The following is a 25,452-nucleotide window of genomic DNA, read 5'->3' on the forward strand; positions in this document are numbered from 1 at the left end:
CAACATGGCTTGGCGTGGCATCGGAAAATGTTTTACGAATGCGGTAAAAGCAAGGCGCCGGGGCTGGTTGCCCCGCGCACCTTTGTTTTGACCGCATGATTGGACGAGGCCCGCGACTCGCGAGTACGGCTCGCGGACGTGCTGTGCGGCTCGCCGACGACGCACAGCTTGCAGGCGCACGCTGCGGCTCGCCGACGGCGCACAGCTTGCGGGCGCTCGGCACAGCTCGCCGATGGTCGCACAGCCTGCGGGCGCTCGGCTCGGCTCGCCGATGGCGCACAGCCTGCGACCGTCGGCTCGGCTCGCCGACGGTCGCACAGCCAAGCGGGCGCTCGGCTCGACTCGCCGATGGCGCACAGCTTGCGACCGTCGGCTCGGCTCGCCGTCGGTCGCACAGCCAAGCGGGCGCTCGGCTCGGCTCGCCGATGGTCGCACAGCCAAGCGGGCGCTCGGCTCGACTCGCCGACGACGCACAGCTTGCAGGCGCACGCTGCGACTCGCCGATGGCGCACAGCTTGCGGGCGCTCGGCGCGGCTCGCCGATGGCGCACAGCTTGCGGGCGCATGGCGCGGCTCGGGCTGCGGCGCACAGCTCGCAGGTGTGTCCACACCCGCAAACCGTTGCGATTATGGCGTCGGTCCGTCATTCACCAGCCGGATATCGTCGATCCACACGCTGACATTGCCCGCATTGCCGCCCGAAATGTTGCCCAGCTCCAGACTGACGCGGCCGATCGCTGTCGTATCAACGGTATCGTCGAACGTAAACGTATAGATTTGATCGCTCGTTCCCACATCGACAATCTGGCTGCCATACCCGGTCCACGCATACGTCTGCGGGTCCGACCAGCCGACACTGATGTTCATTTTGCGCGGCGTCGTCGCCCGTGCCTTGAACGTCAGCGTGTAGCGATGGCCTTGCGTATAGCTGATGCCGCCCAGATACACCTGACGGTCCCATGAATTGCCGCCCACGCTGCCGACATCGATTTTCAGCGCGCCGTTATCGTGAGCGATAGCCAACTGGCCGCCATCGGCGCTGTAGTAGGTCCAGCCGGTAATGCCGGCGTTGAAATCGCCGTTTTCCAGCATATTGCTTTGCGCCGATTGCGTTTGCACCAGCGATACATGGTCCAGATACACGTCATGCGCTACTGAAATATCGCCGATCTTGCCAAGGCTGAACTGCAGCACCGTATCCGGATTCGTTTCAGACATCGTGAATAATTGCTCGACATGCTGCTTGTCGCCGGTCAGGCTGACAATCCGTTCCATATACGTCGTATACGGCGCGCCGTTGAATTGCACCAGCGCCTTGATGTCGCGCGGCGTCGAGGCATAGGCGTCGAAGCTCAGCCGGTACGTTTTGCCGGCCTCCAGTGGCTTACCTGCCTCCTGCTTGACCTGCACGTCGTATTCCTGCGCGCCCGGCCCGCCCAAGGCAACGCGCAGCTCGCCGTAAACCGCGTCCATCACCGTCGTCTGCACACCGCTATCCGCGGAATTGCGCAGCAGCGTCCAGCCTTCAGTCGAAACGGCGGCGAAGTCGCCGTTGTCCACCAGCTCGCGCGACAGGTCCAGCCAGCCGAGATTGTAGCCGTGGCCGGTCAGCCGTACATAATACGCTCCCGCTGTCAGCTCCGCCGAATCGGCGAACAGCGTCTTGTACGTTTGCGTATCGCCGGTCGAGCCAACGGCCAGCGTAGACGCCAGCTGCGGCTGGCGAGCCGCGTCAAGCAGCGTCAGCTTCAGTTCGGCGTCAGAGGCGGCGCTGGAAACGCGCACGGCAGGCACGAACCGGCCAGGTTGATCGACAATGACCTTATACTCCGCATAGTCGCCTTCGTCCATGCCGGTCAGGTCCTTGCCGTTTTCGCCGCTCGCCGTCAGCGTCACACCTTGCGCACCCCAGATCTGCGCCGCGCCAAGATGCAGATAGCTGCCGACGTTCAGCGGATCGTTGCGCTTGATCAAGCTGACATTATCGATCGACACGGTGCCCGTCTCGCCGCCCAGCAGCAGCCGTAGTGCGCCCAGCTGATCAGCGCCCGTCGCCGTCACCTCAATGTCCCGCGTATACGTGGTCATCTCATCGGTCAGCGCGATCTCCGCGCCTTGCGGATAAACCGCTCCTCCGGCATCGCCCGTATCGAGCGCAATCGCCATTTGACGGCTGCGGTCGGCTTTGGCGTCGAACTTCAACTGATAAACCGACCCGGCGTTGAGCTTGAGTGCAGCCTGCGTCATCGCCACCTGCTGCAGCCCGGCTCCCCCGTTCGTCACGGCCACCTGAAGCTTGCGATCCATCATGTAAGCAGCCGGCAGCAAATCGTTGCTGACCCGTGCCGTCGCTGCCGTCCCGTCAGCCTTGTCGAGCTGCCAGTACGCCATCCGGTCTGCACCCAGATCAAAGCTGCCGTTATAAATCAAATTGCCGTCGGCCAACGGCTGGCGCACCTGCAGAATCCAGTCCGTCTCCGTCACCCGAACATTGGTGAAATACGCCGCCGTCGCATCCTTGCCAAGATTGAACTCGAACCGCGCGTTGTTATCGCTCGCCTTGGTCATGTTGAACACATACTCGTAAGACTGCCAATCGGTCGTCAGCGGCTTCGTCACCTCGCCCGAATAAGCCGTCCATCCGCCCTGAAACTCGGTCAGCTTGGACATGACCGAACGCGGCGCATCCGCTTTGGCGTCGAATGTCACCTTGTACGCCTTGCCCTGCTCCAGCAAAAACGGCATCTGCGTCAGCTGCAGCGAATATAGCTGATCCCCGGCTTGATCAACTGTAACCTTGGCTGCCTTTCCCTTGTCGGGATCATCGACGACCTGCACGCTGCCTGCGCCATTGGCGTTCAGCAGGAATTGCCAATCAGTCGGAACGCCGCCTGCACCCGCACCGCCCGCAAACTGCCCATTGTACACCTGATTGCCGTCAGGAAGCGGATCGCGCTGCGCGGTCACGCCGGACTTCTGCGGACGTTTGCCCGTCACGTCAGGCAACTTCGACATCTGCGTATACTTGTAAACACGAACGTAATCGACGTACATATGATCGGATACAAAATCGGCCTTCGGGCTGCCCGGCATATCGCCGCCTACCGCGAGGTTCAGAATCATATAGAACGGTCGGTCAAAAGGAGCCGGGTACGTGTAATACTCGGGCTGCCCGTCCTTTTTCGTCCCCCAATCGCCGGTTTCAAAATATTTGTGCCCGTCGACATACATCCGAATGACGCCTGGCAGCCACTCCAGCGCAAACTCGTGATAAGCGTCGGCAAACGTCTGCCCGGCCGGCAGCATATATGAATCCGACTTCGATGCATGCGGCATGTCGAAATGCAAGGTGCCGTGCACCGTGCGCGGGTACTGATCGGCATGATCCGGGTCGCTCGCCACCGGCCCCGTCAGCTCCATAATGTCGATTTCCCCGGAGCCCGGCCACGGACCGTATTGCTCAAACTCGTCCGTCGGCATCATCCAGATCGCTGGCCACATGCCCTGCTGCACCGGCAGCTTGGCCCGCACGACATATTTGCCGTAGGTCCAGTCGCCCTTGGTTTTGCTGGTCAGCTTGCCGGACGAGTAGTTGCGGCCCTGAATGCTTTCACTCCGGGCGTTCAGCTCCAGCGCGCTGATCGTTCCATCCTTGATAATTCGCGCATTATTCGGGCTGTAATACTCCAATTCATTGTTGTATACCACGCCCGTATCCTCGACATTCCACTTGCTCGTATCAATCGTTTCTCCGTTAAATTCGTCGCTCCAGACGAGCTGCCACGGATTTTGCGCGCCTCCCGCCGCCTGCGACGGGCCCGACGGCTGCGTTCCCGGCGTCGCCGAAGGCGCTGGCGTGGGCGACGCCCCCAGCTCCAGCTCTGTGCCGGGAGCAACCGGCTGTCCATTCACCTGCACGCCATCGGCCAAAACATGCAGACGCCCGATCGCGCCTTTGCTGCGGATGACCGTGCCACGCGCTTGCGGCTCGACCTGCACGTCGCCGATGACAGCGCCAGCCGCGACATCCAGCTCCGCCGGGCGTTTGACCATGACCGCATCGGCGGACGACTTGCCGTCGAGCGCCAGCCGCACGGGGCCGCTTCGCTTATCGATCATCACGCGGCCCAACTGCGAACCGTTCGCCTCAACCGAATGCGTTCCGCCGCCGCTAATGATCGTTTCGCCGCTCACGCGCACGTTGTCCAGCCCGGCTTCGCCTTCGCCGACGCCCTCGGTGACATACAGCCTGCCCGTCACCGTCACATCCTTCAGCGCCGCGCCCGGCCGGTTCAGAATCGCGTTGCCGCTAATGTCTTCGGCGGGAGCCGCTGCGCCCGGCGAGCTGATCCAGCCGATCAGCTTCGCCAGCAGCGTCGCCGTCTCGGCGCGCGTAATTGCCCGCTGCGGCAGCAGGCGCTGCCCGTCGTAGCCGCTGATGGCGCCTTCGGCCAGCAGCGCCTCCAGCGCCGGCTTCGCGTAAGCGGCGATCTCGCTGGCGTCGACGAAGGCGGCCGCGCCGCCCGGCCCCGACGGGCTTAGCCGGAACGCGCGGGCCAGCAGCACCGCCGCATCCTGGCGCGTGACTGGCTGCTGCGGCTCAAACCGCCCGTCGGCATAGCCGTCGGCGATGCCCGCTGCGCGAGCGCGCGCCAGCGCGTCCGCGTACCAAGCGCCGTCCTGCACGTCGGTGAACGCAGCCGCATCCCCCTTCGCGTAGCCGAACACCCGATCCAGCAGCGCGATCCATTCCGCGCGCGTGACCGGCTGATCGGGATGGAACGCGCCGTCGGCGTATCCGTTCACCAGCCCTGCCGCCGCCAGACGGCTAACGTCGGCCGCGGCCCAGTGGCGGCTCATATCGGCAAAGCCGGAAGCCGCGCCAGCCGTGTCTACGGCTTTTGCCCCCGATTCGCCCGGCAGCTCCTGCGCATGCGCCAGCGGCAGATCAGATACAAACAAAGAGACCAAACAAACATAAGCTGCAATACGGACAAGTTTGCGGTACACAAGATTTCCTCCTACAAAATGGGGTAAATGCATCGGTCGTGTCCCCATTATAGATTCGAACCCCCAAGCCTTAAATAACAAAGCTGCAACACGCATATCAAAAAAACAAGATCGGCCGGGACAGCCCCTGCCCAGGCCACAGCCACAGCCGCAAATGCAGCCGCAGGCCCTGCTTCAGCCTCCCCAGCGCTCCCGGCGCCCGCCGCCGCAAGCGTCGCTTCCGCTCCCCAACACCCGAAACTGCTCTCCTGCACGCAACAAAGCCCGCTTCCATCAAATTTCGATAGAAACGGGCTCTTGCGCCGATTGCCCTTGGGCTATGAATTACGCCTCTTCTTGCTGCAATTCTCTTAAAATGTCGGAGATGAGCGCAGATTTGCCCACCGGCGTCAGCTCGTGGCTTAGCCACCGGATATACGTCTCGGAGGGTCGATCGTTCACTCGTTTTACAAAACCATCCACCCAAGCGAAAACCTGACCCGCCTTGACGATTCCCAAATAAAACATCGGACGAATGGCAATTTTCAGCAACACACGCTCCAAGTGGGGACGGTCGGCAATGAGCACGGGAACCACCTGCAAAAAACCGCCGGCCGCATCCTCGCAATTATGACTAGGCACCCATTGGCCGACCATCTCGACGATCTCTTCGTCGGTCAGACGACAGCAACCGCTCTGCACATCATCCAGCAGCCGAGCCACGTCGGCATGTGTTATTTTTCTCATCGTCATCCTCTGGAAATGAAGTATAGGTATAACCTATTATACCGGAAATAATATCGAAAAAATTCTTCTGCGCATGTGTTTCCCACACATTTCCCCTATTTGATCGTTGTCCGCCGGTCTAACCACACCGTTCCCAAACAAAAAACGCCCCGAAACCGGGGCGCTTCTGTCCTTCTATGGCTGCAAAAGATTCAGCAGCACTTGCGCGCTTTCCGCGCGCGTCGCGTTATCCTGCGGCGCAAACGCCAGCTCGCTGCGGCCATGCAGCAGCGAAAGCTGCACGCCTGCGGAGACATAGGCCTGCGCCCAGCCGCTGATTTGCGCGGCATCGGCAAAGCGCTGCGCATTCAACGCGCCGTCGCCGGTTGCCTTCTGCCCGCTTCGCGACTCATACGCGCGCACAATCATCGCCGCCATCTCTTCGCGGGTGATGTTGTCGCCGGGCGCGAACTGCGTTGCGCTTTTGCCGTTGACGAGGCCGAGGCGGTAAGCCGCCGCCACTTCACCGGCGTACCATGCGCCGCTGTCCACGTCGGCAAATACGCTGTCGCCAGCCGCAGGCTCGGCTTTCACACCAAGCGCGCGAACGAGCATGGCGGCAAATTCAGCGCGCGTCACGTTGCGCTCCGGCGCAAAATCCGTATCGCTCACTCCGCTCAGCACGTGCTTGGCGGACAGCTGCTTGATCGCATCGGCAGCCCAATGGCTGGCCGCCACGTCGCGATACGACTTGTCGTAGGAGAGCACGCCGTATTTGCTGAAATGGTAGACGTCCGCCGACCACGCGCCGCCCTTCAGAACGCCGCCGACATACTCCAAGCCGCCCTGATCATCGATGTAGTAGACGCCGGCCAGCTTGGCATCGGCATTCGGATCGGCCTTGAATACAAGCGTAACCGGCTCGTCAAAATGCGTCAGCTTCAGCTCCTTGCCGTCCTTCGTCAAAACGCCCAGTCCGAACTCGTAAACATCGCCGGCCAGATTCACCGAGGCTTGCGACTGCTCCGAGCCTTTGACCAGCAGCGCAGACGTATCCGCTTGCGCAACCGGCTGTACCGATACGGTCAACTGTGCGCCGTCTGCTGCGCCGGCAGGAATCATGTTTTGCAGGCTGGCGAAAATGGCTGAAGGAATGCTCACCGTCACACGATCGCCCGTGATTTCCAGCGGCTTGGAGCCCAGCAGCTCCGCCGCTTTGGCTGGCAGCAGCACCTGCTTCTCTGCCACGCCGAGCGCGACCTTGACGCTTCCCTGCGAGTTTTTAAAAACGTCCTCGGCAACTTGCTTTTGACCGGCAGCCGGTTTTGGAGTCGGCGTGCTGCCGTTGTTTCCGTTGTTATTGCCGTTATTACCATTGTTTCCGTTATTACCATTGTTTCCGTTATTGCCATTGTTTCCGTTATTGCCGTTGTTTCCGTTGTTATTGCCGTTATTGCCATTGTTTCCGTTATTGCCACCGTTGTTTCCATTGTTCCCACCATTGTTCCCACCATTGTTGCCACCGTTGTTCCCGCCGTTATTGCCGCCATTGTTGCCACCGTTGTTTCCGCCATCCCCAGGCGAAGACGCCGTTTTCGTAATGCTCATCACGATGGTTTTCGTCGCTTGAGCTTTGCGGCCCTTATCGGTATACCACGGCTGGTTGAGTGTTTCCTCGGTCGGCTCGATCGACAGGACAAACGTATTTAACCCGTCCAGCAGCGGCAGCGAAGCGATGTCCACATTGCCCGTTGCATCCATCGTTCCGTTTGGAATCGGCTGACCATTGATCGTAAACGACACGCCATACGGCACAACGCCCTTCAAGCGCACCGAGGCTTCAGATGTGGTGAACTGGATGTCTTCGCCGTATGAAATTCGCGGCATGGCAATCATCATCGGCATATCGACCCAGCGCAGCACGTAATCGTTGACGAGCATTTTGTTGTCGCCCTGATTCGCTACCGTGAGCTTCATGTTCGTGTCCGTGGAGCTGTAAGCCCAGTTGCCGTAATCCTGCGTATCGCCCGGCGTGCGGCTGTGGCTCGTAAACGCTTCGGTCGACCACGCGCCGCGCGTATATTTGTATTCGATCGATTTGCCCGCCATCATTTTAAATGAATATTCCACGATGTTGCGGTCGGTTGCTCCGCTTGGCACCTGCAGCTTCGTACCGCTGGCGTTCCAGCCGTTGATGCTGCCTGCCAGATAAATATCGTCGCTGGTCGGCGTGTAGCCCGGAATTTGCAAACGCAAGGTCACATCGACCATCACGAGCTTCGGCGTTACGCTTTTCTCCTCCGAGAACGAGCGGTTATAGGAAGCATCGAAAGCCGCTACCCGGTACGTATACAACGTATCGTTGCTCACGGAATAATCGATATAATTAGCCGCCGACGGGGCGAGCACAGCGATTTTCCGATAGGTCGAGTCAGAGACGCTTTTCCGATAAATTTCAAAACCCGCAACCGTGTCGTCACTGCTTTGCCATTTGACATTGGCCCGGTTCGATTCCACCGTAAAGTCGGCCAGCACCGGAGCTGCCGGCGCAATCAGATCGTTCGGATCGGCTTGCGCTTCTACGACGTTCGTGGCCGATAACACATAGGTTTCTCCGTTGTCCGTGGAAGCTTTGCCATAATACAAGTAATTGCCCGCTTCGGTTGGCTCGAAGGACGCCCAATACCTTTTGGCCGAGCCTTGATCCGAATCGTAACGCAGCTTCGATTCCTGCGCCGCCGCCGGGTCGGAGCCCTCCTTGTAAAAAGCCAGACGAGCCAGCAGGTTAGGCGCTTCCTTGCCGGCGTATTGCGGCTGGTCCGTCAGTCCGGGCACATCGATCAAGACATAGATGCTGCCTGTCGTTTTGCCAACGCCGATATATACACTGTCCGTCACCGTAGAAGGTGTGCCGACGCTGCTGATCGGATACGCAGGCGTCGCCGAGACCATGTCGCTCAGGAAGCTTTCGCCCGCGCCGATTTGCGCCGTGACCGCGTAATAATATTTCGTGCCGTTCACCACGTCGAGGTCGTCAAACGACGCACTTGTCGTATCCCCGGCGAGCTGCAAGGCGCCGCCTTCAATCGCTGCGCGGTACACATGGTAGCTCTCGGCGCTAGGAACCGCGCTCCAGGTCAGATGCACGCTGCCGTTCTGCCCGGCTGCCGTCAGATCCGTGACCGGCGCTACCGTCTGCAGGATTTGCGTCGACACCATCATCAGGCCGGTCTGCGCCGGTACGGTCAGCGTCACCTTGCCGCCCGTTACAACGCTTTGGATGCCGTCATGCAGCTGATCGACCAGCGTCAGCCCGTTCGGCAGGAAGCCGGCAACGTCGGCTTGGAACGTTTGCTCCGTCGTTCCCCTGTTGATGACGAGCATGCCGCCCTTGGTGTCGTTTTTGCGCGCATAGGCAATCACGTCGTTTTGCGAATAGGCCGTTTTCAGCTCACCCGTACTGAATACCGGGTTCTCTTGGCGGACCTTGGCCGCCTTTTGGTACGTGGCCAGCAAATCGGCGTACCGCCCGTTGCCCACAAAGCCGTCCGCGGTTTCCGTAACGCGTTCCCACGGGAAGGCGCGGCGCGAATCCGGGTCCTTGGTGCCGGTCAGACCGACTTCATCGCCATAATAAATCGTTGGCGCGCCCGGATAACCCATTTGGAAAATCGCCGTCAGCGCTTGCTGCTTCAACGCATTGTCGCTGGCGTCTTCGGCGATGCGCAAATGCTCTTCTTCCCACTCCGGATGGTCGTATTTCGTAATCGAACGGGTCGTATCGTGCGAATCGACCAGATTCATCATCGCCTGCCAGGCTTCCTGTGGATAATCCTCGCGGATCGATTCCAGCGCGTCGTTCAGCTGTCCGGCATTGCCGGAAGCAATAAAGTTCTGAATCGCGCCGCGGAACCGATAGTTCATGACGGAATCGAACTGATCGCCGAGCAGATACTTGGTAGCTACGCCCCACTCTTCGCCGATAATGACCGGATTGTCGATCATATTTCCGTTAGCGTCTTCGCGGCCTGCGGCCGATTTGACCGCTTGGCGGAATTTCTGCCAAGTCGGTCCGGACACGTCGGGAGCTACGTCAAGTCGCCAGCCGCTCGTCCCCATCCACAGCCAGCGCTGGGAATTGACCTCCTGCATCATCTGCGAAGCTTCCGCATCGTTATGGCTCGCCAGATCGTAGCCGATCACATTGTCGCGGTAGTTAATATTGTTCCATTCGTGCTCGCCCGGAATGGACAACGCATCGGCCGGCAAATATTCCGTCGGCGCCGTCTGCGGACTTTTCGCATCCATCACCGGCAAGGAATCGTAGCCCCACCACGCATCGTATTGATAATGCAAGCCGTCGTCGTCGCGGTTCTTGACCTTTTCGTTCAACACCGTGAACCAGCTGACATATTTGAAATCATCCGGCCACTTGTAAGCCACGCCGGTCAGCGGATTAATTTGGCTGGTAAATGAAGCCCGCACCTCAGTCTCCGCTTGCCCCTGCGTCTTGCCGGAAGCGTTCATCAAGTCATACACCTTGGACCAGTACTCATAAGAACCGATTTCCGGATACTTCCCGTAACGGTCAAAATAAATCGAGTCGTCGCCCACATGGTTGAACACGCCGTCGTTGATCACTTTAATGCCCGCTGCGCGCGCCCCGGCTGTGAACGCCTCGAACACCTTGTCGGATTCCTCGCGCGTCTTGACGTAATCGAGCCCCGAAGCCGGATCATCCGGCGTATTGTACACAGGCTGACCAAACATCGGATCGAGATGCTTGTAATCCGTCGCGTCATACTTGTGATTGGAGGCCGCCCAAGCGACAGGGTTCAAATATACCGCTGTCACGCCCAGCGATTTCAGATAGCTCAGCTTCTGCTGAATGCCCTGAATATCGCCGCCGTAAAATTCATTCGTCCAAGCGCCGTCCGTTGAAGCGCCCGGGTAATAAGGCGCGTTCTCCGGCGTGGAACGGTCCGGATTCTCCGGCACGGCCGACCACTGTCCCCACACCTGGGAAGGGGCCGGATCATTGGCGATACCGCCGTCAAAAAACTGCAGCTTCTGGCCGCCCTTGCTCGTTGCATTCGCTTCGCTGTTGGCTCCGCGCGCGCCGTCGGCCAGCTTGGCCCGGTTATTGTCCTTGTTGCCGTCAAAAAAGCGGTCCGGGAAAATTTGATAGACGACCGCTTCCTTCATCCAATCCGGCGTGCGGTAATTCGGATCGTATACCGTCAAATCGAACGGCAGCGCTCCTTCGTCGCTCACCGAGCCCGCGCCGCCGCGGATGCCGTCATCGCCGTATTCCACCTTCGTCTGGCCGTCGACCACAATAAACTTGTAGCCCCACACGCCAATTTGACCGGCAAAATCTTGCTTGGGCACCACCGCCTCGAAATAATCGCGGTCCTCGACGCTCGTCACCTTGCGCATGCTGTACGAATGCGACAGCCCGTCAGGCGAAGTCAGATCGAGCTTGGCGGTCTGCACATCGTCTTTTTTCGCCTCAATACGCAGCGTCACGTCCTGCTGGCCGGCCTGAATCGCGCCGAACGGCTTTTTATACGTTATCGACCTGCTGTCAAAAACAAGCCGATCGCGTTGAATTTGGCCGTCAAACGTGCCCTCCTTGGGCACATAATTGTGCGTCAGCGCCTTAGTTCCCGCGGCGTTATCGATCGAGAACGTCACATCCGCCGGGTCGAGCGTCACGAGCTTCAGATTCTGTCCGTTGGCGTCGCCGTAATTGCTGGCGTTCCAGTCGTTGCCGAATACAACCTTGGCTTCGTAGGAGCCGACCGGGAACGTCCGCTGAATTTTATATACCGTATTATCAAAATAATAGTCCACCAGCAGCTGCTGGGCCTCGGAAGGCGACCAGTCGCTTTCGCCCCATACCGATTGCACCGTGCCGACCAGGCGCGGCCACTGCTCCGCCGGTAACGCAGGCACATACTGGCTTAACCCGTCCACTCCCGGCAATGAAATGCGGGCCTGCCCGATTTCTTCATTGATGTAAAAATCGACCTGCGCTCCTGCAGCCAGATCCAGATTGAAATTGTTGCCGTTATTGCTGAATCCGTCCCATGAACCGCTATGCACCAATTTGAACTCATAGTGCCCGGCGTCCAAATACGTTGAATACTGATAGAAATCCCCCACCAAATGCTTCATCTGCGTAGCCGTCGAATCGTTCGACCAGCCCTGGAAGCTGCCGACGACAACCCATTTCGTTGTCCCTCCCGGCTGTTCCTCCAGCGTCTGCGTTGCATAGACCGGGGTCGATCTGCCGACCACGCTCAGCAGCAGCTGCAATACCATCAACGCAGCTACAGTCGCCGCTACGAATCTGAAGCTTCCTTTTTGGCGCCACATCGTCATTTCCCTTGTTCCCTCCTCCATGTCATTCCGCGAACCCGCCGAGATAATAGCGCTTACATATCTGTAAAATGCCGCCTCGCGGTTCGCTTTACATCATAACATCGTCCGCTTCTGCGGATAGAGGTACTGGATTGCACGATAGAGGGGAAAATGTTGACCTGTTTCCTCACGCATCCATACTCATAGAAAAACCCGGATCAATCAGTCGTTCTGATTGTATCCAGGTCTCCAACTTCTTGAGAATTTACGGGATTCTGCCTTGGAGCCACCCCTCCATCTGCATCTTCATATCGATGCGCAGGAAGTGAAAGCCGCGCCGCAGGCATTCATCGAGAACCTCCGCTAAAGCTTCCAGCATATAGCACGGAGCGTTTTCGTCGGCGCCTAGCGTCTGTCCACTGTCGTGCAGCACGATCACATCGCCGCTTTTCATTTTGGTCAGCAGCTCGCTTCGGATTCGTTCCTTGCCGCCGTTGCTGCTCCAGTCCCGAACCATCAAGGACCATAACACCATTCGAACCCGTCTAAGCAGGAAAAGATCAAAAATGTTGATGACCCCCCAAGGCGGCCGGTAATAAACAGTCTGAACTCCGGTAATACGTTCGATAACGGCGATGGAATCGCGTAATTGCCTTCGCACCTTTCCGGGTGTCATTAAGGCGTTGGTCCAGTGTACATAATTATGAATCCCGATCAGATGCCCTTCCCGATGCATGCGCGTAATAAGCTCCGGATGGCGCAGTGCCTTCGATCCCAGTACAAAAAAGGTCGCCCGTACCCGATACGCCTTTAGCAAATCAAGCAATTGCGGTGTGTAAGCAGGGTCCGGCCCGTCATCAAAGGTCAAAGCCACTCCGCTCCTGCCTTTCCTGTACACGCCCAGCTTGCCCATCCTGACCAGCAACGTGGGCAGCACCGAATAAATGAAAATACCAGCTGCCAAACATTCAAGCAGTTTGCTCACTTTCATCTCCTCCTCTCGCCCTCTTGGAACAGCAGCATCGTGAATGACATGCAGCGCGAGCGCAAACGGCCGAGGCGATCGCAGGCGACCGGCTAACGCCAAACTCCGGTTATTGCTGCTGCGTCTCCTGATTTCCCGGCGTGCGGGAGACCATACATATCCTCCAGAGTGCGCAGTACGTTGAGATGCGTAATCCGCTGATCGTAGGAGCCGATGGCAACCATCGGCCCGGCCATCAAGGTCGGAATATGGTTGTTCCGGCTGTTGTCGTCTTCGTCCCATGTCACGATCAGCAGGCTATTGTGCGAAGCGGCCCACTGCACATAGGGGTCCAGATGCTCCTTGAGCCAATCATCTGCAGCGCGGATCGATCCGTCGTGCATATCGTTGTCAAGATTAGGAATCACGAACGACACCGTCGGCAGCTTGCTGAAATCGTCGGCCGGAAAGCTGTCGAGCGGCATATTCGTTTCCTTGGGCACGTTGCTGAAATTCACCCAGGGACTATGTTTGCGGCCGTATTGACCATGTGTACAGGCTGTCGAGCCAGTTTCGGGTAAATCCTCCGAATAGCCGCCGAACGTAAGCTGAGCTTGAATCAGGGAACTGGCCAGGTTTGCCGCCTTGAAGGTATGGCCGCAGGAATCATCCTTGATCCCTTGATCCGAGCCGGAAAATAGCACGAGATAATTCGGCTGGCTCGGATGAGCAACAGCAAATGATTGCGTGAAAAAGGCGCCTTGCTGCACCAGTCCGTTGATATAAGGAGCCGCTTTGCTGCCGATCACCTTCTCGAAGGAATGGTTCTCTTCAACGACTATGACCACATGATCGGGCTTCGGCAGATCAGTCCCCGAAGCGAGAGGCTTTTGTGCCGCTGGCGCGGGCGATATAACCGGCGACTGGCCGGGAGCCGTGGCAGCAGATGACGCAAAGGCTCCGCCCGAGGCTGGAGAAGCGGTCTGCTGCACCTTCGCTGCATGCTGCGCGGCCGCGGTGGAGGGCGCCGGTTTGGAGCGCTGATCTACCGCAGCCGGCGCAGGGCTGGCGCCGCCCCCAAGCGGAGAACAGGCCGCCAGCAGGAGGGGCAGGAGCAGGACTGCAGATTTGCTTTTGAACATAAGCCAAAATCCCTTCCTTTCGGCGTTGTGCAACAATTGGCTGGAGCTCGAGCAGGTGCTCAGTTAACGGACATTCGGCAGCATGGAGCCGAAATCCGGCAGCGCTGCTTGCAACGCCGCAGTTTGATCTTCCGGCATATAGCGCGGCGGACTCGCCAGCTTCCCCAGCAAATCCTGCACGATAGACGCCGCTGCGTCCGGCTTCTGTATCGCCTGCAGCCTCATACGAGCGTTCTGCTGCATTCGGGGCTGCTGGAGGAAAGCGGCGATGTCCGCTGTCAGCTCCCCCAGCTCCTGATGCACGCGAGCAGCGCCCCGTCCGGCCAAATACCGGGCGTTCTCTCGCTCCTGCCCGGCGTACGGCCGGTAAATATACAACGGCAGCTCCAGCGCGATCGCTTCGCTCAGCGTCAACCCACCCGCTTTGGTGACCAGACAAGACGCCTGCTCCATCCGTTCGGGCAGGTTGTCGACAAACCCGTCCACGTAAACGTTGCCCGCCTCCGCGAACCGGGCGTCCAGCTTGAGCCGAAGCTTGTCTTGATGACCGCAGACGACGTGAATACGCGTGCCGGCGATGCCGCTGAGCGCATGAATCATTTCGGCCGCGTAGCCCGCAGCTCCTTTATCTGTCGCCATGACCAGAATCGTCTTCCCTTCCCCGTCCGCAGGAGCGCAGGCTCGGGCACAGGAGCCGTTGTCCATAATCGGGATGCCGCTGACCGCGATCCGCTCGCAGCCGATGCCCCGCAGCATCATCTGCTGCTTGAGCTCCTCTGTGGCGACGTAATAGCCGTCGACTCCCGGATGGAGCCACGAGGCATGCAGCGCGTAGTCTGTAAGCACAGTGTAATTGCGAATGCCTCGCTCCCGGCACAACTCGGGAGACACTGCGAACGGAAACGTCGTTACAACCGCATCCGGGCACAGCTGCCCAAGCAACTCACCGAGCTTTTTGCGTCCCAGTGCCCGGGTCGATTGCTGAAACCAAGCAGCCCCCCTCGCCTCCCGAGTCCAATAGTAGCTCCAGCCATAGTAGTTGAGACCGATTCTCGAAGTTTGCAGGCTGGTATGAATCAACGAATGGGCAATCGTATGCAGGATCGGATGGCCTTCCTTCATCAAATCGACAATTGTTACTTGCGTAACTCCCTGCCGGTGCAGCTGCTGCCGCAGCGCACGCGCAGCCGTTATATGTCCATTGCCGTAGCTGGCCGTCAAAATCAAGATTCGCGGATTTCGCTCCATCCTCGTCCCTCCCCCCGAATGTGAAGCTTACAGCCGAAACCGATAGCCCGCTCCCCAGACGGTTTCTATAAACTCCGTCGGCGGTTGGCCGCCCTCCAGCTTCTCTCTCAGCTTGCGGATATGCACAGTTACGGTCTGCGTATCGCCCAGCGCGTGAATTCCCCAAATGCGCTCAAACAGATGATCCTTGCTGAACACCCGGTCCGGATTCGAGGCCAGAAAATACAGCAGTTCCAGCTCCTTGGTCGTCAGCACCACTTCCCGTTCGCCCAGGTACACACGCCGCGCTCCGTAATCGATGGTGAGGCCGTGCGCTTCGATCACTTCTTTATGCTCCTTCTCGCCGCGAATTCGCTCGTAACGGGCCAAATGCGCTTTCACCCTCGCAACCAGCTCTCCTGGCTTGAACGGTTTCGTGATGTAATCATCAGCCCCCAGACCCAGACCCTTAATGACATCGATGTCTTCCTTCTTCGCCGTTACCATCAGAATCGGAAGGTTAATTACCTCACGCAGCCGCTTGCACACCTCAAAGCCGTTCATCACAGGCAACATCACATCCAGCAAAATCAAATCATATTCGCCGCTCAAGCCCAGCCGCAAGCCTTTCTCGCCATCCGCCGCGATATCGGTCGCATAGCCGCTGACCTCCAGATAGTCGCGTTCCAGCTCGGCAATCAACTGCTCGTCTTCAACAATTAAAATGCGTTTCATCAGGAATCACCATCTTTATTGGTTTTAGCGGTAAATGAATGCTGATGCGAGTCCATTCGCCTTTGACGCTCGCTGCGTGAATCGTTCCGCCGTGCCCCTCGACAATTTGCTTGGAAATCGCCAATCCCAGACCGCTACCGCCGGTATGACTATTGCGTGACGGATCCGCGCGATAAAAGCGCTCAAAAATATGCGGCAGCGCCTCTGCATCAATCCCCAGGCCGTTATCCTCAAGCTCGATGCAAACCACGTCGTTTGCTGCGTAAGCGCGCAGCTGCAGCCGTTTTTCCGGCTTATTCATATATTTCAGTGCATTGTCGATCATGTTGGCGAAAACGCGCCTGATCTTGTCGCGATCCAGTGAAAGGTTCACAGGCGCAAGATCAAGCTCCGCCGTAAAGTCGACGCCTTGCTTGCCCAGCTCAAAAGCCAATTCCTCCGACCAGTCGGCCAAAAAGGCGGCCAGCTCTACCTGTTCAAAATGAAACGGCAGCTGCTTCAAATCCAGCTTGGAATACAAAAACAGCTCGTCAATCAAATGCTCCATTTCTTCGGCTTTGGCCGAAATGATCTCCATATATTTTTGACGCTTTTGCGGCGTATCGGCGATGCCGTCGCCCAACCCGTCTATATAGCCGCGAAGAGCGGTCAGCGGAGTTCGCAAATCATGCGAAATGTTGGAAATCAGCTCCTTGCGGTTGTTCTCATATTGTGCCTGCGTATCCATCGACTGGCGCAGCTCCCGCCGCATTTGCTCGAAGGCGAGACTAAGCTCGCCAATTTCATCTTTGCTGTCGATGCGCACCTGCACATCGAGATCGCCTGCCTTCATGCGTTTCATCGCCTGCTTCAGCTCACGTAAAGGCGTAACAATGCTCCGCGACACAAAATAAGTGAGCAGCGAATGAGTCAAAATCAAAATAATCGCCAGCGCAATAAACAGAATCGGAAAAAACTCGCGCGCAAAATTGACCAGCGGATTGACCGTGGTTACAATCATCAGCGTTCCCGGCGTGCCATCGGCGTTCGTAAATGCGAAATGGACGATGGCCAGCCACTGACTGCCGTAGCGCTGCGGCTCCTCATGCTCGATATGCGCCGGTCGGTTCGCTCCTCGATCCGACGGGGAAGCTTCCTCCGACCAGCTTGGCCGCTGCAGCAGCGCCGCATTCTGCAGGGCAGGGGAAGCATACACCATTTCGCCTTGCTTGTGTACGACAAGCGCGGACTTGCCGGTCTGCAGTTCCTGGTCGATGTCGGCCAGATAAGCCCGGTCGGCGAGCGCAGCAGGATTGCTTTCGGCTGTGCGCCACAGTTCCTTTTCCAAGCGCTCCAGCGTATGGTTTTCAAACAGGGTCCCGTCCTGCCCGTATTGCTGCCAAAGGCTGCGAACGTCGCCGCGGAATACAACGATCAGCAAAGCTGCTGTAATCACCATCATCAGCAGCGGTACGATCAGCATAGCCGCGTAGGAAAGCAGCAGCTTCAGTCGAATGGACATGCGCATCGTCTCCGTTTGGCCAGACTTTTTACTTTTGTTCCGGGCGTAAGGCCTTCCAACGTCATCATAAGCGGAAAAAATGAAGTCCCGGTGAAGCCTTTCTTAAATTTTTCTTAATTCCTGATCGCCCCGTCCAAAACACATTGCGCACTACCTGAATAAGATGCAGAATCAGGAATTTATGACCAGAAAGGTTGGATACGTTTGCGTATATTAATTATCGCCCCTGAGCAAAATCCGGTGCCTCCGCTTGTGGGGAGCTCTGTCGAGCACTGCATCTACCAGATTGCCAAGCAAATACCATCGTCGCATCACGTCACAATTGTAAGCCGTTGGCGTCGCGGGTATCCCAAGACCAGCGTATACGGGAATGTGAAAATCATCCGCGTTCAAGGAGCTACGACATCCGCCTATCTCCGCAATGTCCTGAACGTCATTCAAGGGCGCAGCTATGATGTGATCCAGATCGACAACCGCCCCCGTTTTATCCCTGCCGTTCGCAAGCTGTTTCCCCATACGTTAATTTCAATCTTCCTGCATTCCACAACGTTCATCTCGCCCCCGGTGACATCCAGGCGCCAAGCCGCTTCCGATCTTAGCTATGCCAGCCGGATTATTGGCAACAGCCGTTCCTTGCACAATCACCTGATCAAGACATTCCCGGAGCAAAGCCGCAAGGTCCGGTTTGTCCATTTGGGTGTGAATCCGCAGCAATTTCGTCCCCGCCGATCGCGGCGAGACGGCTCGTCCCCGTTTGTCGTTCTTTTTGCCGGCAGACTGATTCCCCGCAAGGGTCTTCCTTTGTTAATGAAGGCAGTCAAGCTCGCGAGGCGTTCTGTTCCCCGGATCAAGCTGGTGATCGCTGGCGGAACCGCCAAATCGGGCTACAAGGTTCGCTTGAAGCGGATCGCTTCCTCGCTTGGCATTCCTGTCGTTTTTAAAGGGTACGTCTCGCGCAGTCGCATGCCGCGGCTATACAACACTGCGGATTGCTTCGTCTGTCCGTCTCAGGGCCACGAAGCCTTCGGGCTTGTCAACGTGGAGGCGATGGCTTCCGGCGTACCTGTCATTGCCTCGCGCAACGGCGGCATTCCCGAGATCGTCCGGCATGAGCGCAATGGACTACTGGTAACGAACTATCACAGCCCTGCCGCCTTCGCCAAGCAAATCGCGAGTCTGGCCGTCAATCATGCCAAAGCCGATCGGCTTGCCCGACAAGCCCGACGCGATGTGCAGCAGCGCTTCACCTGGCGAATGACAGCCAAGCAACTGCTGCGTCTGTACAAGGCTTGAGCGTAGTTGCCGATCCGTTTATGATACCAGCCCAGCGGCAACCTAATCATCAACAAGCTGCCAGCCGTCAATGCTGCAAGGCCTGCGACTGTTGAAGTGTGCCGCCAAAGCAGGAACGCCAGTATCCCATACAAGCTGAAAGCAGCCATAAAGTGACCTTTGGGAAAGCTAAAAACGTTCGCATCCACAATGCAATGCAAATTAGGCCGGGCCCGATGAAAAATCAGCTTTAACGATTCATTGAGTAGCATGGGCCAATTCACGTTTAGCTTTTGTAAAGCCTAGATAAAAAAACCTGAATCATCAAGGCTCTGATGTATTCAGGCTTCTTTTTCTACCCCATCCCTATACCTTAAAAGCCTTCATCGCCTTGCGCAGCTCGCGCAGCGAAGGACGTTTGCCGTACATCAGCACGCCGGTACGGTAAATTTTCGCGGCGATCCAGGCCATGCCGACAATCGCGGCCGCTTGCAGCGCAATCGCCAGCCAGACCTCCCAGACCGCAGGACTGGTCATCCCGATCCGCAGGAACATGATCAGGGGCGAGAAGAACGGCATGAACGACATCACCTTCACATAACCTGCTGTCGGGTTATTCAGCCCGAAGATCGCAATCATGAACGCAGCGACAATAATCATCATCACCGGCATGATCGCTTGGCCGACCTCTTCCGTACGGCTAACCAGCGAACCCACAGCAGCGAACAAGGTCGCGTAAATAAAGAACCCGAGCAGGTAGAAGATCAGGAAGTAAAAGATCAGCGACACCTGCAGGTCGGCCCAGCTCAAATGCAGCTCCTGAACCAGCTCGCCATTGCCCGACAAGCCGAGATTCACTGCAGCCACCGCAATAATCAGGGCGATTTGCACGAGGGCGAGCAGGCAGATGCCGATGATTTTGCCGAACATTTGCTTGAGCGGCGCCACGCTGGTGATGAGCACCTCCATCACGCGCGAGCTTTTTTCCGCGGTAATTTCCATCGCGACCATGTTGCCGAAGCCTACGACGCCCATGTAGAGCAGGAACAGCAGCGCGTAGACGAGCGCGTAGGCCATGACCATTTGCGACTCGCTTTTGCCCCCGGCCGCTTCGCCGCTCGCGGAGATTTGCACGGTTGCGAGATTAACCGGCGTGCGCAGCGCCGTTTGCTGGTCTGCCGTCAGCTTGGCGCCTTCCAGCACGGTCGCTGTTTTCACCTGTTGCAGCGCGGTTTGCAGCTTGTTCTTCAAGCTGAATTCCAGCGAACCCTCCGACTTGTAGGTCACCTGCGGGAATTCGCCGGCAGCCGCATCTGCGATTTGCAAATAGCCCTTGATCTTCTTGTCCGCGATCATTTGCCGCGCCGCCGCTTCCGGGTCTCCGCCCTCCGCCAGCGGCACGATGCGAATGTCCGGCTGCTCCTGCTGGCTGTAATACGCCTCCAGCCGCTCGGCGATCCGGCTGGCTTCGCCGCCAACGACAGCAATACCCGTCGCTTCATGCGACGACATCTTGTCGATCAGCGTCGGCAAATTGATCAGAACGGACAGCAGCACAATCAGAATCAAGCTCATCACGCGAAACGACTTGGAGCGAAACCGCGACAGGAACGTAAACCGGATGACCGTCAACATGCTATTCATGCGCTCGACCTACTTTCTGGATAAAAATTTCATTCAACGTCGGCTCCATCAGCTGAAACCGCTGCACCACCGCGCCGCTGGCGACAACGTGCTGGAGAATGCGCTGCGCGGCCTCCGGCCCCTGAATCCGCAGCTCGTAGCCGTTCAGATGCTTGTCGACCGAGGTTACGCCGGCAATCCGTTCCAGTCCGGCCACAGCCTCGTCAGTTTCCAGCAAAACGCGTTCCTTGGGGAACGACGCCTTGATCTGCTTGAGCTGGCCCTGCAGCACCGTATTCGACTTGTGCAAAATACAGATGTTCTCGCACAGCTCCTCGACGTGATCCATCCGGTGGCTGGAGAACAGGATCGTTTTGCCGGCGTCGCGCAGCAGCTTGACCATGCTTTTCAGCAGCTCGACATTAACCGGGTCCAGACCGCTGAACGCTTCATCAAGAATCAGAATATCGGGATTGTGAATCACCGCGGCGATAAACTGAATTTTTTGCTGATTGCCCTTGGACAACTCCTCGACTCGCTTGCTGTAATATTCCGGCACCTCAAAGCGTTCCAGCCACAGCTTTAGCTCCCGGTCGGCTTGCTTGCGCCCCATGCCGCGCAATTCGGCCAAATATAACAGCTGCTCGCTGACCTTGATCTTGGGATACAAGCCGCGCTCCTCCGGCAAATACCCGAGCAGGGTGCGCAGCTCGTCGCGGTAGCCCTGCCCCTTCCAGCGAATATGGCCCTTGTCGGGATAAATCAGTCCGAGCACCATGCGCATCGTCGTCGTCTTGCCCGCGCCGTTAGCGCCAAGCAAGCCGTAGATTTCCCCCTCGCGCACCGCCAGATTGATCGCATTCACGGCAATTTTGTCCCCGTATTCCTTGGTCACCTGCTCTACCTGCAAAGGCAGCATGCGTCTTCACCCTTTCTATTTAGCGCGGCCGCTTGACCGCAGATGTTCCGGCCTTGTGCCGGCGAATCAAATAGCTCAATATTTCATCCAGCTCCATCCCCTGGGTACGCGTCACCGTGACCCCGGCCTGCTGCAGCGCCAGCTCCGTCGCCCGCGGCGCATCGCTGATCACCTTGCCGACAGACGCGCCGTCCGTCGCCTCGATCTCCAGCACGCCGGGCAGCCCGGCTGCTTGCTGCGGCTTTTCCGTCCAGAACGTCTTCCAGCCGTCTAGCAACGCGTCTTTCTCGTAGCAGCCCAACACTTTTCCGTCATAAAAAAACACCACATAATCGGCGATCCGCCGCACTTCATCGAGAATATGCGTCGTAAACAGCAGCGATTTGCCGCCGCGCTCCATGAATGCGGTCATATCCTCCAGCATCATCCGCCAGGCAAAAGGGTCCAGTCCCGCCGTCGGCTCATCCAATAGCAGCATGTCGGGATCATAGGCCAGCGCCTGCACGAACGCCAGCTTGCGTTGCATCCCCTTCGACAGCCGATCGAGCTGCTGCGCGGACTCCAATTCATAACGCGACAGCAGCCGTTCGTACATCTGCGCATTCCAGCCGGTATACCAATACGCGTACAGCTCGCGTAATTGCTCAACCGTTGCAAAGCCCAGCTGCGCCCACTCTGTCGTCTCCGGCACATAGCCGATGCGCTGCTTCAAGCCGAGGTCCTCGGCATCCAGCTTGCGGCCCAATAGCTGAATCGCCCCGCTGTCCGGCGTCATCATGTTCATCAGCATGCGCAGCAGCGAGCTTTTGCCCGAGCCGTTCGGACCGACCAGCGCCACGACGTAGCCGGCTTCCAGCTCCAAATCGACGGGGCCCAGCTGCAGCTTATCTAGCTTTTTGCATAAGCCTTTGATGGAAATCGCGTATTCGCTCATGACTCGCTCCCCCCATTCATTCCCATATCGGCACGAGCCAAGGCCAGCGCCTCTTCGAACAAAGCCCGCAGCTCGCCCGGCGTACACGGCACCTGCAGGCCGGCTCGCGCCGCCTCGCGCAGCGCCTCGGCCACAGCCTCCTTGCGGTATCGCTCGCGTTCGCCCGTATCGACACGGGCTACGAACGTACCCGTTCCCTGCTTCGTCCGCAGGATGCCTTCATTCTCCAAATCCTGATAGACGCGGCGAATCGTAATCACGCTGCAGGTTAGCTCGGCCGCAAACTCGCGAATGGACGGCAGCAGTGTCCCCTCCGGGAGCCGGCCGCTCAAGATCAAGGCCCGCAGCTGGACTTCAATCTGGTGATACATCGGCTCCGCACTGTCCGGGGACAGCCGGATCGGGATAGACGCGCCCTTATCCATGCCAATCACGCTTCCTCAACCGCCCGACCAGCGCCCGACCGATTCCCAGTACCACCAACGCGGCAATGGCTAGCGATAACAAGCTGATTAGGCCGTGCGTGTCGTCCACCCAGCTTAACGAACGCGTCCAGACCGATTCGCCGAGCCACAACCACAAGATGACAGCCGCCGTAATGTAGACCGGCACCATCATCATACAGCGATTGAAATATTGCCGCCCGGTCAAGCCCAGCTCCCAATACAGGTTCAAGCTGCCGAATACAATCGAATACCCGATCCAGAATACGAAAAAGCCCACGAACTGCAGCGTCCCGAAACTAACGAGCTTGAGCGCTGCCGCTACAATTCCGTAGCCGGCGAACAGCACCAGCGCCATCGGCACAAGCGTGACCAGCAGCTGCATGAAACGACTGCTTACAATCACAGCCAGCGGAATCGGCAGCTGCCGCATGAAAGCAAGCTTTTTCGTAAACACATCCGTCGTCCGATAGGTCATATAACGCCTGCTGATCAGAAAACCCAAATTCGGTAAAATCGCCATCACAAAAAAATTCAGCACGATCCCCGTAAACGGGCGCATTCCTCCCGACGTATCCGTATCGCCAAGCTGTACGCTCATGGAAAGAATCACCCCGGCGGCATACAAATAGAACAGCATGTTCAACACAATTGAATACGTTGTCGGCTGCAGCTCCTTGCGCGCCAGCCACCATGCTTGCTTTAGCAACATCTTCACCTACCCGCACTGTGTATAATGTGTATATTTATATATACAGTATACACATAATAATTTGTTTTGTGCAATCCCCAATTTTGAAGTTGCCGCCATGTACAAAACAAAAAAGCCGATCTCGTGATGGCTCACAAGACCGACTCCTCTACGGGCTCCTCGCCCCTCGTATTACAAACCAAAAATCGCATCGATAACCGGCTTCGTCTGACCGCCCGGATACATAACATACAGCAGCACGTAGACGACAACGCCTGTCGGCGCCGTCAGCAGCCAAATCACCGCAGCCCAGCGGCCGATTCGCTTATGCTTCAAGAATCGCTGCTTATAAGCCAGCCACAGCGTGACCAATCCCAATGCACCGCCAACCGTCGCCAGCGCAATGTGGAAAAACAAAAACAGGTGATACGGCAGCTTCAAGCTCTCCGGCCCACCGAACGCCGTATTGCCTTCAAACAACGTACGCGATACGTAGATCAGAAAAAACGCCAAGGCAAAAATCGCTCCGGTCACCATCAGTTTTTGATGGGTCTGACGGTTGCCCTTGACGATATGATACCAGCCAAAGCCGACCAAAATCGCGCTAATGACAATAAACAACGTACTGATCGTAGGTAAAATGTGCATCTCCCTAATCCTCTCTTGCCCGCAGTTCCATCAAGCCTCGGTAGGTCCGTCAGCCACGTAACCGTCAGGATAATCGTCTTCTTTGCCCCGTTCCCGGCGATACCATTTAAAGAACGTATAAGCCAGTACCGCTGCGTAAACAATCTCCTGAATAATCTTCATGATGACGCCGCCGAGCTGCTGGTCGTCCAGCGTGGACAGGTGGGCAAATGGGATCGTTACGTTCTGGTACATATCGTAAATAACCGAATCGGCGAAAATAATCAGCGCGCACGCCGGCGTCAGCAGGATCCCGTTGCCGAACGTGTACGCCATCTTTTTCAAATCGCTCAGCTCTCGCTCATCGCGCACAACCGGGAACACCGGATACCACATCGCAAACGCGGAAGCGAACAAAACGATATGATAACCGAAATACATCAGCTCATTGGCCATCAGCGCATTCATTACCAGCGGCAAATGATAGATCGAAAACAAAATATTAAACAAAAACAAAGCGATAAACGGACGCGTGAAAAAATGGAACAGCGCCTTGAACACCTTGCTGCGCAGCAGCGACTGAAACAGGCGCTCCGGCGTACCCAGCCAGATAAAAATCGGCACGATCAGAAACAGCATCGTCTGCTGCAGCATATGCACGCTGAACAGATAGTGATGGCCGATAAAATTAATCGGGCTTCCCTGGCCGATGTAGAATAAAACGAGACCTGTATAAAAAGACAGCTTTTGCGAAAGGGGTACGCGGAGCTCGTCCGCTTGACCCGCTTGGGGGCTGCCGGTCCATCGATGATACGCATAGCCCGCCACGATCACAAACAGCAGCACCACAGGACTCCACAGTTCAAAAAAACCGCCGCCCAGATTCATTTCTTCCACCTCATTCGTCAGGATAAAAAAGACCCGATAAAAAAAGAGGAGGCTCCTTGTGTGAACAAAGCCGCCTCTTTCATTTGAATTACCACCAAGTCCAGTACACAGCCGCCGCGACGCCGGTCAGCGCAATAATCGCACCGCCGCCGATGAACATCAGCGGAAACAGATGTCCGCGTTCTTTGGCGTGCATCCAGAACAATAATTGGACGAGCGCCTGCACAATGGCCAGGCCCACGATAAACACAAGGATAAAGGATCGGTCGAGACCGCCGTAGATGACGACGGCGAAAGCCAGCATCGTCAGCAGAATCGACAGGATGTACGAGTAATAATGGTTGGCAGGCGACTCCTGCTTATGGCGTTTGCTCGGAGTGGGAGTATCATGAGAATTGCTGCTCAT

At 57.5% G+C, this 25,452-nt stretch carries 18 protein-coding genes; 1 reads left to right on the forward strand and 17 read right to left on the reverse strand.

Going from position 1 to position 25,452, the window contains the following annotated elements:
• Positions 1 to 32 precede the first annotated feature (32 nt).
• The 9 genes from B5M42_RS12610 to B5M42_RS12650 all read right to left on the reverse strand — a co-directional run bounded on the left by B5M42_RS12610 (position 33) and on the right by B5M42_RS12650 (position 17,649).
• The gene (locus tag B5M42_RS12610; RefSeq protein ID WP_230632875.1) at positions 33 to 608 is read right to left on the reverse strand and encodes a hypothetical protein; all 576 of its coding nucleotides are present in this window, start codon (positions 606 to 608) and stop codon (positions 33 to 35) included.
• Positions 609 to 626: 18 nt separating this feature from the next.
• Positions 627 to 5,009, reverse strand: coding sequence for a carbohydrate binding domain-containing protein (locus B5M42_RS12615; protein ID WP_167690030.1), 4,383 nt, complete (start codon positions 5,007 to 5,009; stop codon positions 627 to 629).
• 324 nt (positions 5,010 to 5,333) lie between these two features.
• Positions 5,334 to 5,735 (reverse strand): hypothetical protein, encoded by a 402-nt coding sequence (locus tag B5M42_RS12620; protein ID WP_134754383.1) that lies wholly within the window; start codon positions 5,733 to 5,735, stop codon positions 5,334 to 5,336.
• A gap of 174 nt (positions 5,736 to 5,909) precedes the next feature.
• Positions 5,910 to 12,101 carry an alpha-amylase family glycosyl hydrolase gene (locus B5M42_RS12625; protein ID WP_167690033.1) on the reverse strand — a complete coding sequence of 2,064 codons (6,192 nt, stop codon included), beginning with the start codon at positions 12,099 to 12,101 and terminating at the stop codon, positions 5,910 to 5,912.
• A gap of 244 nt (positions 12,102 to 12,345) precedes the next feature.
• On the reverse strand, positions 12,346 to 13,167 hold the full coding sequence (locus B5M42_RS12630; RefSeq protein WP_230632876.1) for a polysaccharide deacetylase family protein: 822 nt from the start codon (positions 13,165 to 13,167) through the stop codon (positions 12,346 to 12,348).
• On the reverse strand, positions 13,158 to 14,186 hold the full coding sequence (locus B5M42_RS12635) for an alkaline phosphatase family protein (RefSeq protein WP_134754385.1): 1,029 nt from the start codon (positions 14,184 to 14,186) through the stop codon (positions 13,158 to 13,160). The genes B5M42_RS12630 and B5M42_RS12635 overlap by 10 nt, the downstream gene beginning before the upstream one ends.
• Before the next feature lie 63 nt (positions 14,187 to 14,249).
• Entirely contained in the window at positions 14,250 to 15,434 is a 1,185-nt protein-coding gene (locus tag B5M42_RS12640) for an MGDG synthase family glycosyltransferase (RefSeq protein WP_134754387.1), read from the reverse strand.
• A gap of 27 nt (positions 15,435 to 15,461) precedes the next feature.
• Positions 15,462 to 16,148, reverse strand: coding sequence for a response regulator transcription factor (locus tag B5M42_RS12645; protein ID WP_134754389.1), 687 nt, complete (start codon positions 16,146 to 16,148; stop codon positions 15,462 to 15,464).
• Positions 16,126 to 17,649, reverse strand: coding sequence for a sensor histidine kinase (locus B5M42_RS12650; RefSeq protein WP_134754391.1), 1,524 nt, complete (start codon positions 17,647 to 17,649; stop codon positions 16,126 to 16,128). The genes B5M42_RS12645 and B5M42_RS12650 overlap by 23 nt, the downstream gene beginning before the upstream one ends.
• A 204-nt stretch (positions 17,650 to 17,853) precedes the next feature.
• On the opposite strand from B5M42_RS12650, the gene B5M42_RS12655 reads away from it, so the two are divergent.
• Entirely contained in the window at positions 17,854 to 18,942 is a 1,089-nt protein-coding gene (locus tag B5M42_RS12655) for a glycosyltransferase family 4 protein (RefSeq protein WP_134754393.1), read from the forward strand.
• A gap of 345 nt (positions 18,943 to 19,287) precedes the next feature.
• On the opposite strand, the gene B5M42_RS12660 is transcribed toward B5M42_RS12655, so the two are convergent.
• The 8 genes from B5M42_RS12660 to B5M42_RS12695 form a co-directional block, all read right to left on the reverse strand.
• A complete protein-coding gene (locus tag B5M42_RS12660) occupies positions 19,288 to 20,565 on the reverse strand; it encodes an ABC transporter permease (protein WP_134754395.1) in 1,278 nt (425 codons plus the stop codon).
• Positions 20,558 to 21,463 (reverse strand): ABC transporter ATP-binding protein, encoded by a 906-nt coding sequence (locus B5M42_RS12665; RefSeq protein ID WP_134754397.1) that lies wholly within the window; start codon positions 21,461 to 21,463, stop codon positions 20,558 to 20,560. The genes B5M42_RS12660 and B5M42_RS12665 overlap by 8 nt, the downstream gene beginning before the upstream one ends.
• 19 nt (positions 21,464 to 21,482) lie before the next feature.
• Positions 21,483 to 22,397 carry an ABC transporter ATP-binding protein gene (locus tag B5M42_RS12670; RefSeq protein ID WP_134754399.1) on the reverse strand — a complete coding sequence of 305 codons (915 nt, stop codon included), beginning with the start codon at positions 22,395 to 22,397 and terminating at the stop codon, positions 21,483 to 21,485.
• Positions 22,394 to 22,822: a GntR family transcriptional regulator gene (locus tag B5M42_RS12675; RefSeq protein WP_134754401.1), complete on the reverse strand. Its 429-nt coding sequence runs from the start codon at positions 22,820 to 22,822 to the stop codon at positions 22,394 to 22,396. Before B5M42_RS12675 ends, B5M42_RS12670 begins: the two co-directional genes overlap by 4 nt.
• Positions 22,815 to 23,552 (reverse strand): hypothetical protein, encoded by a 738-nt coding sequence (locus tag B5M42_RS12680; RefSeq protein ID WP_134754403.1) that lies wholly within the window; start codon positions 23,550 to 23,552, stop codon positions 22,815 to 22,817. The genes B5M42_RS12675 and B5M42_RS12680 overlap by 8 nt, the downstream gene beginning before the upstream one ends.
• A gap of 171 nt (positions 23,553 to 23,723) precedes the next feature.
• Positions 23,724 to 24,179, reverse strand: a complete 456-nt coding sequence (locus B5M42_RS12685; RefSeq protein ID WP_134754405.1) for a DUF420 domain-containing protein — start codon at positions 24,177 to 24,179, stop codon at positions 23,724 to 23,726.
• Between the two features lie 30 nt (positions 24,180 to 24,209).
• Positions 24,210 to 25,046: a cytochrome c oxidase assembly protein gene (locus tag B5M42_RS12690; RefSeq protein ID WP_134754407.1), complete on the reverse strand. Its 837-nt coding sequence runs from the start codon at positions 25,044 to 25,046 to the stop codon at positions 24,210 to 24,212.
• Positions 25,047 to 25,134: 88 nt separating this feature from the next.
• Complete coding sequence (locus B5M42_RS12695) at positions 25,135 to 25,452, reverse strand: cytochrome C oxidase subunit IV family protein (RefSeq protein WP_134754409.1); 318 nt, start codon at positions 25,450 to 25,452, stop codon at positions 25,135 to 25,137.

Origin of the sequence: Paenibacillus athensensis (assembly GCF_004514475.2) — a bacterium.
GTDB classification, from domain to species: Bacteria; Bacillota; Bacilli; order Paenibacillales; family NBRC-103111; genus Paenibacillus_AL; species Paenibacillus_AL athensensis.